This is a genomic window from Pseudomonas sp. G5(2012) (assembly GCF_000408945.1).
GTDB classification, from domain to species: Bacteria; Pseudomonadota; Gammaproteobacteria; order Pseudomonadales; family Pseudomonadaceae; genus Aquipseudomonas; species Aquipseudomonas umsongensis.
The window spans coordinates 1-14948 of sequence record NZ_APIO01000168.1 but is presented as its reverse complement, the minus strand read 5'-3'; the positions used below and the strand labels follow the sequence as shown (position 1 = coordinate 14948).

General features: G+C 58.9%; 13 protein-coding genes. 9 read left to right on the top strand and 4 right to left on the bottom strand.

Annotated features, from left to right (window positions below):
* Positions 1-90 precede the first annotated feature (90 nt).
* Positions 91-1575 (top strand): 2-methylcitrate dehydratase, encoded by a 1485-nt coding sequence (gene prpD / locus PG5_RS31405; RefSeq protein WP_020801103.1) that lies wholly within the window; start codon positions 91-93, stop codon positions 1573-1575.
* Positions 1576-1709: 134 nt separating this feature from the next.
* Here prpD and PG5_RS31400 read toward each other — a convergent pair whose 3' ends face one another.
* The gene (locus tag PG5_RS31400; RefSeq protein ID WP_020801102.1) at positions 1710-2528 is read right to left on the bottom strand and encodes a pyruvate, water dikinase regulatory protein; all 819 of its coding nucleotides are present in this window, start codon (positions 2526-2528) and stop codon (positions 1710-1712) included.
* Between the two features lie 174 nt (positions 2529-2702).
* On the opposite strand from PG5_RS31400, the gene ppsA reads away from it, so the two are divergent.
* The 8 genes from ppsA (at position 2703) to PG5_RS31360 (ending at position 10890) form a co-directional block, all read left to right on the top strand.
* A complete protein-coding gene (ppsA, locus tag PG5_RS31395) occupies positions 2703-5078 on the top strand; it encodes a phosphoenolpyruvate synthase (protein ID WP_033039437.1) in 2376 nt (791 codons plus the stop codon).
* A gap of 204 nt (positions 5079-5282) precedes the next feature.
* A complete protein-coding gene (locus tag PG5_RS31390; RefSeq protein WP_020801099.1) occupies positions 5283-6272 on the top strand; it encodes an alpha/beta fold hydrolase in 990 nt (329 codons plus the stop codon).
* A gap of 137 nt (positions 6273-6409) precedes the next feature.
* Positions 6410-6901, top strand: a complete 492-nt coding sequence (gene rraA / locus PG5_RS31385) for a ribonuclease E activity regulator RraA (RefSeq protein ID WP_020801098.1) — start codon at positions 6410-6412, stop codon at positions 6899-6901.
* Between the two features lie 34 nt (positions 6902-6935).
* A complete protein-coding gene (locus tag PG5_RS31380; protein WP_020801097.1) occupies positions 6936-7931 on the top strand; it encodes a zinc transporter ZntB in 996 nt (331 codons plus the stop codon).
* Between the two features lie 63 nt (positions 7932-7994).
* Positions 7995-8243, top strand: a complete 249-nt coding sequence (locus PG5_RS31375) for a hypothetical protein (RefSeq protein ID WP_020801096.1) — start codon at positions 7995-7997, stop codon at positions 8241-8243.
* A 2-nt stretch (positions 8244-8245) separates the two neighbouring features.
* A complete protein-coding gene (locus PG5_RS31370; protein ID WP_008048604.1) occupies positions 8246-9070 on the top strand; it encodes a mechanosensitive ion channel domain-containing protein in 825 nt (274 codons plus the stop codon).
* A gap of 90 nt (positions 9071-9160) precedes the next feature.
* Positions 9161-9751, top strand: coding sequence for an RNA polymerase sigma factor SigX (gene sigX, locus PG5_RS31365; RefSeq protein WP_075949123.1), 591 nt, complete (start codon positions 9161-9163; stop codon positions 9749-9751).
* Between the two features lie 107 nt (positions 9752-9858).
* Positions 9859-10890, top strand: a complete 1032-nt coding sequence (locus tag PG5_RS31360; RefSeq protein ID WP_020801095.1) for an OmpA family protein — start codon at positions 9859-9861, stop codon at positions 10888-10890.
* A gap of 104 nt (positions 10891-10994) precedes the next feature.
* Here the strand turns inward: PG5_RS31360 and cobA are convergent, their stop codons facing one another.
* The 3 genes from cobA to PG5_RS31345 are packed head-to-tail and all read right to left on the bottom strand — an operon-like array spanning position 10995 to position 14703.
* Positions 10995-11762 carry a uroporphyrinogen-III C-methyltransferase gene (gene cobA / locus PG5_RS31355; protein ID WP_020801094.1) on the bottom strand — a complete coding sequence of 256 codons (768 nt, stop codon included), beginning with the start codon at positions 11760-11762 and terminating at the stop codon, positions 10995-10997.
* Between the two features lie 51 nt (positions 11763-11813).
* Entirely contained in the window at positions 11814-13484 is a 1671-nt protein-coding gene (locus tag PG5_RS31350; RefSeq protein ID WP_020801093.1) for a bifunctional protein-serine/threonine kinase/phosphatase, read from the bottom strand.
* 7 nt (positions 13485-13491) lie between these two features.
* A complete protein-coding gene (locus PG5_RS31345) occupies positions 13492-14703 on the bottom strand; it encodes a NarK/NasA family nitrate transporter (RefSeq protein WP_020801092.1) in 1212 nt (403 codons plus the stop codon).
* Positions 14704-14948 lie beyond the last annotated feature (245 nt).

The window sequence follows — 14948 nt, the reverse complement described above, 5'->3', positions numbered from 1 at the left end:
AGCTCCTACAGGGGATCGCATTTCCATAATAAGACTGAGATTGCCCTGAACCGAGGTCCCATTAACGAACCACCGCCGAGTGAATCGAACATGAGCGCCAACGTCGACCTCAACAACCGTCCCGACTACGACCAGGTCCTGCAGGACATTGCCGATTACGTCCTCAACTACAAAATCGAATCCGAAGAGGCGCTGGATACCGCGCGCAACTGCCTGATCGATACCTTGGGCTGCGGCTTGCTGGCCCTGCGTTTTCCCGAATGCACCAAGCACTTGGGGCCCTTGGTCGAAGGCACCTTCGTGCCGTTCGGCGCCCGCGTACCAGGCACCAGTTATCGACTCGATCCGGTCAAGGCCGCGTGGGACATCGGCTGCATCGTGCGCTGGCTCGACTACAACGACACCTGGCTCGCCGCTGAATGGGGCCATCCGTCGGATAACCTCGGCGGGATTCTCGCGGTGGCCGACCACCTGTCGCAAAAGCGCCTGGCCAATGGCGAGTCACCGCTGACCGTTCGTACGGTGCTCGAAGCAATGATCATGGCCCATGAGATTCAGGGCGTGATCGCCCTGGAAAACTCGTTCAACCGCGTGGGCCTCGATCACGTCATCCTGGTGAAAGTCGCTTCGACCGCGGTCACCGCCAAACTCATGGGCGCCAATCGCGGGCAATTGCTCTCAGCGTTGTCCCATGCGTTCGCCGATGGCCAGGCATTGCGCACCTACCGCCATGCACCGAATGCCGGCTCGCGCAAATCCTGGGCAGCGGGCGATGCAACCAGTCGTGGAGTGCGCCTGGCGGACATTGCCATGCGTGGCGAGATGGGCATCCCCGGTGTGTTGAGTGCCAACCAGTGGGGCTTTTACGACGTACTGTTCAGCCACACCAACAACGACCTGGCGCTCAAGCCTGACGACAAGCGCCAGTTCAGCTTCTCGCGGCCTTACGGCAGTTATGTGATGGAGAACGTGCTGTTCAAGATCAGTTTTCCCGCCGAGTTCCACGCGCAAACCGCCTGTGAAGCCGCGGTAATCCTGCACCCCCAAGTGCGTAATCGCCTGCATGACATCGACCGGATCGTCATCACCACCCAGCAATCGGCGATCCGCATTATTTCCAAGGTCGGTCCGCTGGCAAATGCCGCCGACCGCGATCACTGCATCCAGTACATGACCGCGGTGCCACTGGCCTTTGGCAACCTGGTGGCCGAGTATTACGAAGATGATTTCCACAAGGCGCATCCCATCATCGATGTACTGCGCGACAAGATGGTCATTGTCGAAAACCCGGACTACACCCGTGAATACCTGGAAGCCGACAAGCGGTCGATTGCCAATGCCGTGCAGGTGTTTTTCAAGGATGGGTCCAGCACCGGGAATGTGGTGGTGGAGTACCCGATAGGCCATCGTCGGCGCCGTGCCGAGGGCATTCCGTTGTTGGAGGACAAGTTCAAGGCGAACCTGCTGACACGCTTTACCGCGCAGCGTAGCGAGGAGATTTTCGAGCTGTGCAAGGATCAGCAAAAGCTTGAGGCAACACCGGTGAACCGGTTTGTAGACATGTTTCTTATCTAGGAGACCGCGTTATCGTTCCTTCGCGAGAAGGCTCGCTCCCACATGGGATTCGTGTCGTTCACAAATGCGGTGTTCAACGAGATCTACTGTGGGAGCGAGCCTGCTCGCGAAGACGTCCGAATAGGCGCTACAGGTTATTTGAACCGCCGCTCGACACCTTTCTCCACCAGGATTTTCGCGGAAATTTCTTCCACCGAAAAATGCGTGGAGTTGATATTGGGAATGTTCTCGCGGCGAAACAGGTTTTCCACCTCGCGCACTTCGAATTCGCACTGGGCGTAGCTCGAATAGCGGCTGTTGGGCTTGCGTTCGTTGCGGATGGCGGTGAGGCGGTCTGGGTCGATGGTCAGGCCGAACAGCTTGTGCTGGTGGGCACGTAGCGCGCTAGGCAGTTGCAGGCGTTCCATGTCGTCTTCGGTCAGCGGGTAGTTGGCCGCGCGGATACCGAATTGCATGGCCATGTACAGACACGTCGGCGTCTTACCACAACGCGACACGCCCACTAGTATCAGGTCGGCCTTGTCGTAATAGTGCGTGCGGGCACCGTCGTCGTTGTCGAGGGCGAAGTTCACCGCCTCGATGCGCTCCATGTAATTGGTGTTGGCACCGATGGAGTGGGATTTGCCCACGGTATAGGAAGAATGCTCAGTCAGTTCCTGTTCAAGCGGCGCCAGGAAAGTCGAGAAAATATCGATCATGAAACCATTGGAAGTTGCGAGGATCTCACGAATGTCCTGATTGACGATGGTGTCGAAGATAATCGGACGGAAGCCGTCGGTTTCGGCGGCTTTGTTGATTTGTTGTACCATGGCCCGTGCTTTTTCCACGCTGTCGATGTATGGCCGCGTGAATTTGCTGAAGGTAATGTTTTCGAACTGCGCCAGGAGGCTTTGACCCAGGGTTTCGGCGGTAATGCCGGTACCATCGGAGATAAAGAAAGCAGATCGTTTCATTTGCACCTTGGGCCTTAAGCTAATGAGCATTCTTGGATATGATAGGCGCGATTTGCCGGCCGCCAATGGCCCGCATTCTCACTTATTTTCCAGGTCCAGGCCATACAGCTGGCAAATGCTCCCCCGAGCAGCCGGCTTCTGAGCTTTTCCAACACAGTTAGTGGAGAGATCACCTTGGTAGAGTACGTAGTTTCCCTCGATAAGCTCGGCAAACACGATGTTGAGCATGTGGGGGGCAAGAACGCATCCCTGGGCGAGATGATCAGCAATCTTGCGGGTGCCGGTGTATCGGTACCCGGTGGCTTCGCCACGACCGCTCAGGCATATCGTGATTTCCTGGAACTGAGCGGCCTGAACCAGCAGATTCATGACGCCCTGGATGCCCTGGACGTCGACGACGTGAATGCCCTGGCCAAGACCGGCGCCCAGATCCGCCAATGGATCATGGAAGCCGAGTTCCCGGAAAAACTGAACACCGAAATCCGCACCGCGTTTGCCGCGCTGTCCGCAGGCAACCCTGACGTGGCCGTGGCCGTGCGCTCTTCCGCTACCGCCGAAGACTTGCCCGATGCGTCCTTCGCCGGTCAGCAGGAAACCTTCCTGAACATCCGCGGTGTCGAAAACGTCATTCGTGCCGCCAAGGAAGTGTTCGCCTCCCTTTTCAACGATCGCGCGATTTCCTATCGCGTGCACCAGGGCTTCGACCACAAGTTGGTAGCCCTGTCGGCCGGCGTACAGCGCATGGTCCGCTCCGAAACCGGCACCGCCGGCGTGATGTTCACCCTCGATACCGAATCGGGCTTCCGTGACGTGGTGTTCATCACCGGCGCCTACGGCCTGGGTGAAACCGTCGTACAAGGCGCGGTGAACCCGGATGAGTTCTACGTCCACAAAGGCACCCTGGCCGCCGGTCGCCCGGCGATCCTGCGCCGCAACCTGGGCAGCAAGGCCATCAAGATGATCTACGGCGACGAGGCCAAGGCCGGTCGTTCGGTCAAGACCGTTGATGTCGACAAGGCTGAACGTGCGCGTTTCTGCCTGACCGATGCCGAAGTCAGCGAGCTGGCCAAGCAGGCGATGATCATCGAGAAGCACTACCAGTGCCCGATGGACATCGAGTGGGCCAAGGACGGTGACGACGGCAAGCTGTACATCGTGCAGGCCCGTCCGGAAACCGTGAAGAGCCGTACCCAGGCCAACGTCATGGAACGTTACCTGTTGAAGGAAACCGGCACCGTGCTGGTCGAAGGCCGTGCCATTGGCCAGCGCATTGGCGCCGGCAAGGTCCGCATCATCAAGGACGTGTCCGAGATGGACAAGGTCCAGCCAGGCGACGTGCTGGTATCGGACATGACCGACCCGGACTGGGAACCGGTCATGAAGCGCGCCAGCGCCATCGTCACCAACCGTGGCGGTCGTACCTGCCACGCGGCGATCATTGCCCGTGAGCTGGGTATCCCGGCCGTGGTCGGTTGCGGCAACGCTACCCAGCTGTTGAAAGACGGCCAGGGCGTGACCGTTTCCTGCGCTGAAGGCGACACCGGTTTCATCTTCGAAGGCGAACTGGGCTTCGACATCAAGAAGAACTCCGTGGACGCCATGCCGGATCTGCCGTTCAAGATCATGATGAACGTCGGCAACCCGGACCGCGCCTTCGACTTCGCACAGCTGCCGAACGCCGGTGTGGGCCTGGCCCGCCTGGAGTTCATCATCAACCGCATGATCGGCGTGCACCCTAAAGCGCTGCTGAACTACGACGGCCTGCCGCAAGACATCAAGGAAAGCGTCGACAAGCGCATTGCTGGCTACGACGACCCGGTCGGCTTCTACGTCGAGAAACTGGTCGAAGGCATCAGCACCCTGGCAGCGGCGTTCTGGCCGAAAAAGGTCATCGTGCGTCTGTCGGACTTCAAGTCCAACGAATACGCCAACCTGATCGGCGGCAAGCTCTACGAGCCGGAAGAAGAGAACCCGATGCTGGGCTTCCGCGGCGCCTCGCGTTACATCAGCGAATCGTTCCGTGACTGCTTCGAACTCGAATGTCGCGCCCTCAAGCGCGTGCGCAACGAGATGGGCCTGACCAACGTCGAAATCATGGTGCCGTTCGTCCGTACCCTGGGCGAAGCGAGCCAAGTGGTGGATCTGCTGGCCGAAAACGGCCTGGCCCGTGGCGACAACGGCTTGCGCGTCATCATGATGTGCGAACTGCCGTCCAACGCGATCCTGGCGGAAGAGTTCCTCGAATTCTTCGACGGTTTCTCCATTGGTTCCAACGACCTGACCCAGCTCACCCTGGGCCTGGACCGTGACTCCGGGATCATCGCGCACCTGTTCGACGAGCGTAACCCGGCAGTCAAGAAGTTGCTGGCCAACGCCATTGCCGCCTGCAACAAGGCCGGCAAGTACATCGGTATTTGCGGTCAGGGCCCTTCGGATCACCCGGACCTGGCCAAGTGGCTGATGGAGCAGGGCATCGAAAGCGTTTCGCTGAACCCTGATTCCGTGCTGGAAACCTGGTTCTTCCTGGCGGAAGGTCAAGCGCAGGCTTGATGGTGTGTGAACGGCTCGCTCACGTGCCTTTGTAGGGGCGAGCATGCTCGCGATGGACGTCAACGATAACGCGTTTGTCATGGATGAACGTGGTGTCTTGACGTTTTTCGCGAGCATGCTCGCTCCTACAGGGGTGGGGCGGAGCCTTTGAGATTCAAGTAGGGCGGGCTCCTCTGGAAGCCGCCCTTTTTTGTGCAAGAGATTATGCAAAGCAGCAGCAACCTGTTTCCTGTCGCCCTGATCAGCGCCGAGCGCCGCGGTGATCTGAGCGAAGATGTCTACCGCTTGAAACCCGGTAACAGCCCGGACGGCACCGTAGAACTGGCGGTGACGCGCCTCGGCATGGCCGATGAACCGGCATCCCGTGGCGTGCCGGTGATCTTGTTGCACGGCAGTTTTTCCAATCGACGTTTTTGGTTCTCCCCCAAGGGGCTGGGCCTGGGTGCCTATCTGGCGCGCCTGGGGTTCGATGTCTGGATTGCGGAAATGCGCGGTCACGGCCTCTCCCGGCGCAACCAGAGCTATCGCAAGAACCGAGTTGCCGACTATGCACGATACGACCTGCCAGCCATCGGCGCCTTCGTACGCGAGCAAAGCGGCCAGGTTCCGCACTGGATCGGCCATTCACTGGGCGGCATCACCCTGGCGGCCGCACTGGGTGGCCAATACATTGGGGAACCCGTGGTGGCGTCCGCGGCGCTTTTTGGCACGCAAGTCAGTCGCACTTACTGGCCGCTGAAGATTCCACCGGTGGAATGGAGCGGTCGTTTCATCCTCAAGCGCTTTGCCCAGCTCTCCGGTTCACGGCTCAAGCGTGGCCCAGAGGACGAGCCGATTGGCCTGGCCTTGGAAAGCATGCGCTGGTACGGTCTGTTCGGGCGCTTTGGCGATGCCGACAAAGACTGGTGGGCGGGCCTGGCCGAGGTCAGGATGCCGGTGCTGGCGGTGAGCGCCGCGGGCGATCATCAGGACCCTGCCTGGGCTTGTCGCAAGCTGTTCGATCAGTTGGGTTGCGAGCACAAGCAATTCATTAACCTGGGGCGCGAGCAGGGTTTTGCCGATAATTTCGGTCATGTCGAAATGTTGGTCAGCAAAGCCGCCCAGGCTGAAGTCTGGCCGTTAGTCGCTCGCTGGCTGTCAGATCAGCAGACGCCGTTGCTCGGTGATCAAGCGGATTTGGCCGCGGCGATCTAAGCTGGACGCTCTATCAAGGGCATTTCGCTCTGGTCGGGTTGCAGTTAAGATATGACGCATTGAGCTGTTCTGGTCATTTTCTGTGACTAAATCAGTAGTGATGTTCGTGCTTTCTTCCTAATTACAGGAGTTTCTCGATGAACCATTACCTCACCCCTGACCTGTGCGACGCCTACCCGGATTTGGTGCAGGTGCTGGAACCGATGTTCAGCAATTTCGGTGGCCGGGATTCCTTCGGCGGCGAGATCGTGACCATCAAGTGCTTCGAAGACAACTCGCTGGTAAAGGAGCAAGCCGAGCTCAAGGGTAATGGCAAAGTGTTGGTGGTCGATGGTGGTGGCTCCCTGCGTCGCGCTTTGCTGGGCGATATGATCGCCGAGAAAGCCGCGAAGAACGGCTGGGAAGGGATGGTGATCTACGGTTGCATCCGTGACGTCGACGTCATCGCGCAAACCGACCTGGGGGTCCAGGCGTTGGCCAGCCACCCGATGAAAACCGACAAGCGTGGTATTGGCGACCTGAATGTTGCCGTGACCTTCGCCGGCGTGACCTTTCATCCCGGTCATTACCTCTATGCGGACAACAACGGTGTGATCATCTCGCCGAGCCCGCTTGCGATGCCTGAGTAAGTCCTGGCCGATTTTTTTGAAGAATGGAATGCGGATGTTCGAGGAAGAAAACGCGCAGTGGGGGCTGGTACATGCCCTGGTGCTGGATGGTAAAGGCGGTGCGCGTTCGATAGCCCGGACAGAACTCGACGAATTGCAGCTGCAGGCTCATGAAAGCCTGTGGCTGCATTGGGATCGCAGTCACCCGCAAACCCAGACCTGGCTGCGCAAGTCCAGCGGCCTGAGTGAGTTCAGCTGCGATCTCTTGCTGGAAGAAAATACCCGCCCGCGTCTCCTGCAGCTTTCGGACAGCGAACTGCTGCTATTTTTGCGTGGCGTAAACCTTAATCCGGGCGCCGAGCCTGAAGACATGGTGTCGGTACGCATCTTCGGTTCTGCCCAGCGAGTCATCTCCCTGCGTCTGCGTCCGCTGCGTGCCACTGAAGATTTGCTGGTGCAACTGGAAGCAGGCAAGGGGCCGAAAACCGCCTCCGAACTCATTCTCTACATGGCTCAGTACCTCACCAACAAGGTGCAGGATCTGGTCAGTTGCCTGTCGGAAGTGGTCGATGAGGAAGAAGAAAAGCTGGATTCCGACGAGCGGTATACTCCTGAGCACGGTGCTGTTTTGCAGATCCGGCGCCGGGCTGCTGCGTTGAAGCGATTCCTCGCTCCGCAGCGGGACATTTTTGGTCAACTGACGCGCATCAAATTGCCCTGGTTCGTCGAGGACGATGGCGATTACTGGAACGAATTGAACAACAGCCTGACCCGCTATCTGGAGGAGCTGGAATTAACCAGAGAGCGCGTGGGGCTGGTCCTGGAGACTGAAGACCGGCGATTGAGCGTGCGCATGAACCGCACCATGTATCGCTTTGGCATCATCACCGGGATTTTTTTGCCGATGAGTTTTCTGACCGGTCTTTTGGGAATCAACGTCGGGGGCATTCCATTTTCAGAAAGCCCCTATGGCTTCCTCGTCGCCTGCCTGCTGATGATCTCGGTGGCGCTCGGGCAGTGGTGGTTATTCCGACGTTTGCGCTGGGTTTGAACGTGCGCCATGTGACCCGGGCAAATTTGACCGCGTCTTTCACAGACATCACGAGAGGTGCGTATGCACGATCCGTTTGAACAGTCTTTGCGCGACATGCTCAAGGCATCACCGTCCACCCGGGACGACGATGCATGCCTGGGGCGTGTCCTGAAAACCGCCAATCGCCAGGTTGGCGCAGGTGATTTGTTCAGCCTGCTGGGCCGCTGGTTGCCCGCCCTGATGATCGCCCTCAATAATGGCTCGGCCCATGTCGCGCCGGTCTCCCGTCTTCGTAAACCTACCGCTCGCACTGCTGATAAGGCTGATTGAATATGGAACTTGATCTCTGGACACAGAGCCTCGTCACTGCAATGACTGCGTTATGGACCAAGGTTGCGAACTTCATCCCGAACCTGTTCGGCGCACTGGTCGTGCTCCTGCTCGGTTTTGTCGTGGCCAAGCTGTTGGACACCTTGCTGTCCAAATTGCTCGCCAAACTCGGCCTGGATCGCCTGATGGGCGGTACCGGCCTGACGAAATTGTTGTCCCGTGCCGGCCTTCAAGTACCTATCTCAACGCTGATCGGTAAAATCGTCTATTGGTTCGTTCTGCTGATTTTTTTGGTTTCTGCCGCAGAATCACTTGGACTTGAACGAGTTTCAGCTACGCTGGATATGCTTGCGCTATATTTGCCGAAGGTATTCGGTGCGGCGCTGGTGCTGTTGGTGGGTGTCTTGCTGGCGCAATTGGCCAATGGGCTGGTGCGCGGAGCGGCAGAAGGCGTAGGCCTGGACTACGCTTCGGGACTTGGGAGAATTGCCCAGGGCCTGGTGATCATCATCAGTATCTCGGTCGCGATCAGTCAGTTGGAGGTCAAGACTGACCTGCTTAACCACGTGATCGTGATCGTTTTGATTACCGTTGGTCTGGCGGTTGCGCTGGCCATGGGGTTGGGAAGCCGGGAAATTGCCGGTCAGATTCTTGCGGGAATCTATGTGCGTGAGTTGTACCAGGTTGGGCAACAAGTGCGTGTTGGAGAGGTCGAAGGGCAGATCGAAGAGATCGGCACGGTTAAAACTACATTGCTGACGGATGAGGGTGAGCTAGTCTCTCTTTCCAATCGGATCCTCCTCGAGCAGCATGTGAGTAGCCGCTAACCCGGCAAACCCTGCTAATGTATGCCGCCGCGAAATGCCGCCTGATGCTGGCTGCGGCGGACATTGACCTGACTGTCGGCACGACTTGTTTTGAATAAAGCCCAATCGTTATCCATGCGCTACGACCCCCGCGAGCTCTCTGATGAGGAGTTGGTCGCGCGCTCGCATACCGAGCTGTTTCACGTGACGCGCGCATATGAAGAACTGATGCGGCGTTACCAACGAACATTATTTAATGTCTGTGCAAGGTATCTCGGGAACGATCGCGACGCTGACGATGTCTGTCAGGAAGTCATGTTGAAGGTGCTGTACGGCCTGAAGAACTTCGAGGGCAAATCGAAGTTCAAGACATGGCTATATAGCATCACGTACAACGAGTGCATTACGCAGTATCGGAAAGAAAGGCGAAAGCGTCGCTTGATGGACGCCTTGAGTCTTGACCCCCTCGAGGAAGCGTCCGAAGAAAAGGCGCCGAAACCCGAGGAAAAGGGTGGACTTGATCGCTGGTTAGTGTATGTGAACCCGATTGACCGAGAAATTCTGGTGCTACGATTTGTCGCAGAGCTGGAGTTTCAGGAGATCGCAGACATCATGCACATGGGCTTGAGCGCTACAAAAATGCGGTACAAACGCGCTCTAGATAAATTGCGTGAGAAATTTGCGGGCATTGCTGAAACTTAGTTCGGCGCAAATATCTCTTACGTGTAGGCAAGTTCTGATAGACTTGCCGCCGAGTTGTCCCCCGGTTTGCGGGACTGCTTCACAATCACCAGATGGGGATTTAACGGATGAAACTGAAAAACACCTTGGGCTTGGCCATTGGTTCTCTTATTGCCGCCACTTCGATCGGCGCTCTGGCACAGGGCCAAGGCGCAGTTGAAATCGAAGGCTTCGCCAAGAAAGAGTACTTTGACAGCACCCGTAACTTCAAAAACGACGGTAACCTGTTCGGTGGCTCTGTTGGTTACTTCCTGACCGACGACGTTGAGCTGCGTCTGGCTTACGACGAAGTTCACAACGTACGTTCCGACTCTGGCCAGAACATCAAGGGCGCGAACACCGCTCTGGACGCTCTGTACCACTTCAACAACCCAGGCGACATGCTGCGTCCTTACGTCTCGGCCGGTTTCTCCGACCAGAGCATCGACCAGAACGGTTCGAACGGTCGTGACCGTTCCACCTTCGCCAACGTTGGCGGCGGCGCCAAGCTGTACTTCACCGACAACTTCTACGCCCGTGCTGGCGTTGAAGCTCAATACAACATCGACCAGGGCAACACCGAGTGGGCTCCTAGCGTCGGTATCGGTGTGAACTTCGGTGGCGGCTCCAAGCCGGCTCCTGCTCCAGTTCCAGCACCAGAAGTCTGCTCCGACAGCGACAACGATGGCGTTTGCGACAACGTAGACAAGTGCCCGGACACCCCAGCCAACGTAACTGTTGACGCTGATGGCTGCCCAGCAGTTGCTGAAGTTGTTCGTGTAGAGCTGGACGTGAAATTCGACTTCGACAAGTCGGTAGTCAAGCCTAACAGCTACGGCGACATCAAGAACCTGGCTGACTTCATGAAGCAGTACCCATCCACCAGCACCACTGTTGAAGGTCACACTGACTCCGTCGGTCCTGACGCTTACAACCAGAAACTGTCCGAGCGTCGTGCAAACGCCGTTAAGCAAGTTCTGACCAACCAGTACGGTGTTGAATCGTCCCGCGTTCAGTCTGTTGGCTACGGCGAATCCCGCCCAGTTGCTGACAACGCTACTGAAGCTGGCCGTGCTGTAAACCGTCGCGTAGAAGCGCAGGTTGAAGCTCAAGCTAAGTAATTAGCCCACAGCTACGAGAAAAGCCCGGCTCATGCCGGGCTTTTCTTTGTCTGCGATTTGAGATTTGTGTGGTGACTTGAAAAGATCGCAGCCTGCGGCAGCTCCTACATTGGTACTGCGCAAATCCCTGTAGGAGCTGCCGCAGGCTGCGATCTTTTGATCTTCTCGCCAACCGCCACTGCACCGATGACCAATATCGCCGGGCTTTTCAGCTCAAAGACGTAGGCATCTTCCTCCATAGCCGTCAGATCGCTCCGACATTCTCGCTGTTGCGGTAATGAAGCGTTTTCGATCATCGCCACCGGCGTATCCTCCGCCATCCCCCCGGCCAACAACTGCTCGCGGATTTCGCTGAGCTTGGCCACCCCCATGTAGATCACCAGGGTCGTACCGCCTTGGGCCAATGCCTGCCAATTCAGGCTGCTGTCGTCCTGGGTATGGGCGGTGACCAGTGTCACGCCGCGCGCCACACCGCGCAGGGTCAGCGGTATATCGCATTGCGTGGCACCCGCGAGCCCGGCAGTGATGCCATTCACCAGTTCGACCTCAACCCCGCGCTCGCGCAACCACTGGGCCTCTTCGCCTCCGCGCCCGAAAATGCACGGGTCACCCCCTTTAAGCCGCACCACGCATTTGCCCTGCCGGGCATAACGCAGCATCAGGCGATGGATGAACGCTTGTGGCGTGGAGCGGCAACCGCCGCGTTTGCCCACCGCCACGATCCGCGCTGCAGGGCAATGTTCGAGTATCGCGCCGTTGACCAGGTCATCGATCAGCACCACGTCCGCTTCTTTCAATGCGCGCACCGCCTTGAGGGTCAGCAATTCAGGATCACCGGGACCCGCACCCACCAGCCAGACTTTTGCGTTCATAGTGTTGTTCCTCACGAAATGACGATGATCGGTTTTAAGGGCAATGCAGGCTCAGCCATGGAACACCAGGAACAGCAACGCCAGGTTCGCCAGCAGCGACATCAGGGCCAATGTCCGCCACACCTTCAGCGGTTCGCGCTCCAGCAAAGGCCTGGGACGTACGCTTAAACTGCGTCGCTCCCCCTGTTCCAGCAGGCGCAACCATTCCTCGGCGGTTTCAAAGCGCTCAGCCGGGTCTGCGGCAACCGCACGTTCCAGACTTTGCGCCAGCCATTCGGGCAGGTCAGGGCGGTAGCGGCTGGCACTGACCGGAACGCCGAACCGGGGGCGCTGGAAGGCTTCGATTTCGCCGTAGGGAAAATGCCCGGTGAGCAGAAAGTACAAGGTCACCCCCACCGCATACAGGTCCTGCTGCGGCGTCGGTGACTCCCCACGGAAGGCTTCCGGGGCGATATAGCTTGGAGTTCCAGGCAGTGTACTGGGCTGATCTTCAGACAGGCCGGGGCAGTAGGCGAGGCCGAAGTCCAGCAGGCGCAACTCGCCGTCGTCCCCTGACAGCAGGTTCTGCGGCTTGATATCGCGATGCAGGATCTGCCGTCGATGGAGCATGCCGACCGCTCGCAGCAGGCGTTCAGCCACGTCCTGCCATTGGGCCAGGGGCATGGGTCCGATCTGTTCATGCACTTGAGCAAGGGTCGAGCCCGAATATTCGCGCATCACGTAGTACAGATGCTGACGCTGGCTGGCCGCATGCACTTCAGGAAAGTGCCGCCCGGCTACGCGCTTGAGGAACCATTCTTCGGACAGCAACGCTTGCCCGGCCTGATGATCGTCATGCAGGCGAGGGGGCAGGGTTTTCAGCAACCAGGGCTGCTGCTGGCTGTCGCGTACCCGATAGAGCAACGACTGCTGGCTCTGGCTGAGAATCCCTTCAATCTGCCAGCCCTCGAAAACCTGGCCCGGTTTCAGCGCCGGGGGCAGTGGCCATTGCTGCAGATGGATCAATGCATCGCCGATATTGGATTCACCCAGGGCATCGACCCGCACCAGCAGTGCGCTGGCGTTATCCTGGCTGCCCGCCAGGTGTGCGGCGTTGACCAGGGTTTGCGCGGCGCTGTCCAGGTCCGGCTGGTCACGCAGGATCGCCGCGATGGCGGTGTCGCCCAGGACCGCCCAGACCCCGTCGCTGAGCAGCACAAAGCTTTCGTCGATACGCAGTTCGCCATCGAGAAAGTCCAGTACCAGGTGTTGATCCAGGCCCAGTGCACGCTTGAGTACATGCTGCATGCCCGGTTGGTCCCAGACGTGATCTTCGCTGACCCGCTGCAACTGCTCGGCGTGCCAGCGATACACCCGGCAATCGCCGACATGGGCCAAGGTAAAACGCCGACCGCGCAGGACCAGGGCGCTGACGGTGGTCAGCAGCGGCTGGCCTGCGCCGTTGGCTTGCAGCCAGCGGTTTTGCGCCAGCAGCAAGCGATCCAGCGCCTGGGCAACCCCCCAGGTTTCCGGCGTGGCGTAGTAGTCCAGCGCCAGGGCCTGCAATGTCGAGCGAGCCGCCAGGCCACCGTCGGCGCACTGGCTGACGCCATCGGCGATGGCGAACAGGTAGCCCTTGCTGGCTGCCAGCGCCGGGGCCGGCGTGACGAGGCGCAAGGCGTCCTGATTCTCATCGCGCGGGCCGATGGCGCTGGCTTGCGCAAAACTTAATTGCAGGCTCATGGTGGCGTCAAACCCGTGCAGCCGTCACAGCGGCCGAACCCCAGGTGGTCCTCCAGCGGCGTTTTACGCCGTGCAGGCCGAACCAGGCGAGCACCCCCAGGCTGGCGAACAACCACAATGCCATCTGGTAGCTGCCGGTGCTTTGCTTGATCGCACCCATGCCTGCCGCCAGGGCAAATCCACCGATGCCGCCGGCCATGCCGATCAGGCCGGTCATGACGCCGATCTCGCGACGGAAACGCTGGGGCACCAACTGGAACACCGCACCGTTGCCTGCACCCAAACCGAGCATGGTGCACACGAACAGGGCCAGCGCGGCATAGGAGCTGGGCAAGTTGAAACCGACGGCAGCGATACAGATGGCCGCCACGGTGTACATCGCGAGCAGGGTGCGAATGCCGCCGAAACGATCGGCCAAGGCGCCTCCCAGTGGCCGCATCAGGCTACCGCCGAACACACAGGCTGCCGTGTAGTAACCAGCGGTCACGGGGCTCAGGCCATACTGGTCGTTGAAATAACCGGGCAGGGCGCTGGCCAGGCCGATAAAGCCACCGAAGGTCACGCTGTAGAAAAACATGAACCACCAGCTGTCGCGGTCACCCAGGGCCTTGAAGTAGTCAGTCATCGACTTGGCTTTCGGCCGCTCAGGCGCGTTCTTGGCCAGCCAGGCGAAGACGATCAGTGTCAGGATCAACGGGATCAGTGCGAAACCGAACACATTGCTCCAGCCAAAGGCAGCCGCCAGAACCGGTGCAATCAGCGCCGCGAGCACAGTGCCGGAGTTTCCGGCCCCGGCGATGCCCATGGCCTTGCCCTGGTGCTGTGGCGGATACCATTGCGATGCCAAGGGCAGGGCGACAGCGAAGGAGGCGCCGGCCATGCCGAGGAACAACCCCAGCAGCAAGGCTTGCTCGTAGGTATGGATGCCGAGTTTCCAGGCGCCGAACAATGCGCAAATGACGATCACCTGGCCGATCAGGCCGGCAGTCTTGGGTGACAGGCGATCAGCCAGCATCCCCATTACGAAGCGCAGTACCGCCCCGGCCAGAATCGGCGTGGCCACCACCAGTCCGCGTTGTTGTGTGGTCAGGTGCAGGTCGCCAGCGATCTGAACGGCCAGCGGGCCGAGCAGGTACCACACCATGAAACTCAGGTCGAAATAGAGGAAGGCTGCGAACAGTGTCGGGGTATGGCCGGATTTCCAGAAGCTTGAATTCATCGCGCACCTCAGATGATAGGAGTCTCGAACGGGAGCCAAAACAAAAAAAACGCCGCCACCTGATTCGCCATGGGGCAAATGAGGTGAGCGACGTCTTTGTCGTAGGTGGGGCAACCGCCGTTGGTTACCTGTAGGGATTACTTAGCCAGATCTGTGCCAACAGTTGGGACCGAGTTGCGGCCATTCGCGAGCAGGCTCGCTCCCACAGGGGGAATGCATTTCAAATGTGGGAGATTCTATGGTTG

Bases quoted from the DNA above. Each gene is read 5' to 3' on its own strand.
- prpD (WP_020801103.1), top strand. From the start codon at position 91: ATGAGCGCCAACGTCGACCTCAACAACCGTCCCGACTACGACCAGGTC.
- PG5_RS31400 (WP_020801102.1), bottom strand. From the start codon at position 2,528: ATGAAACGATCTGCTTTCTTTATCTCCGATGGTACCGGCATTACCGCC.
- PG5_RS31390 (WP_020801099.1), top strand. From the start codon at position 5,283: ATGCAAAGCAGCAGCAACCTGTTTCCTGTCGCCCTGATCAGCGCCGAG.
- rraA (WP_020801098.1), top strand. From the start codon at position 6,410: ATGAACCATTACCTCACCCCTGACCTGTGCGACGCCTACCCGGATTTG.
- PG5_RS31380 (WP_020801097.1), top strand. From the start codon at position 6,936: ATGTTCGAGGAAGAAAACGCGCAGTGGGGGCTGGTACATGCCCTGGTG.
- PG5_RS31375 (WP_020801096.1), top strand. From the start codon at position 7,995: ATGCACGATCCGTTTGAACAGTCTTTGCGCGACATGCTCAAGGCATCA.
- PG5_RS31370 (WP_008048604.1), top strand. From the start codon at position 8,246: ATGGAACTTGATCTCTGGACACAGAGCCTCGTCACTGCAATGACTGCG.
- PG5_RS31360 (WP_020801095.1), top strand. From the start codon at position 9,859: ATGAAACTGAAAAACACCTTGGGCTTGGCCATTGGTTCTCTTATTGCC.
- cobA (WP_020801094.1), bottom strand. From the start codon at position 11,762: ATGAACGCAAAAGTCTGGCTGGTGGGTGCGGGTCCCGGTGATCCTGAA.
- PG5_RS31350 (WP_020801093.1), bottom strand. From the start codon at position 13,484: ATGAGCCTGCAATTAAGTTTTGCGCAAGCCAGCGCCATCGGCCCGCGC.
- PG5_RS31345 (WP_020801092.1), bottom strand. From the start codon at position 14,703: ATGAATTCAAGCTTCTGGAAATCCGGCCATACCCCGACACTGTTCGCA.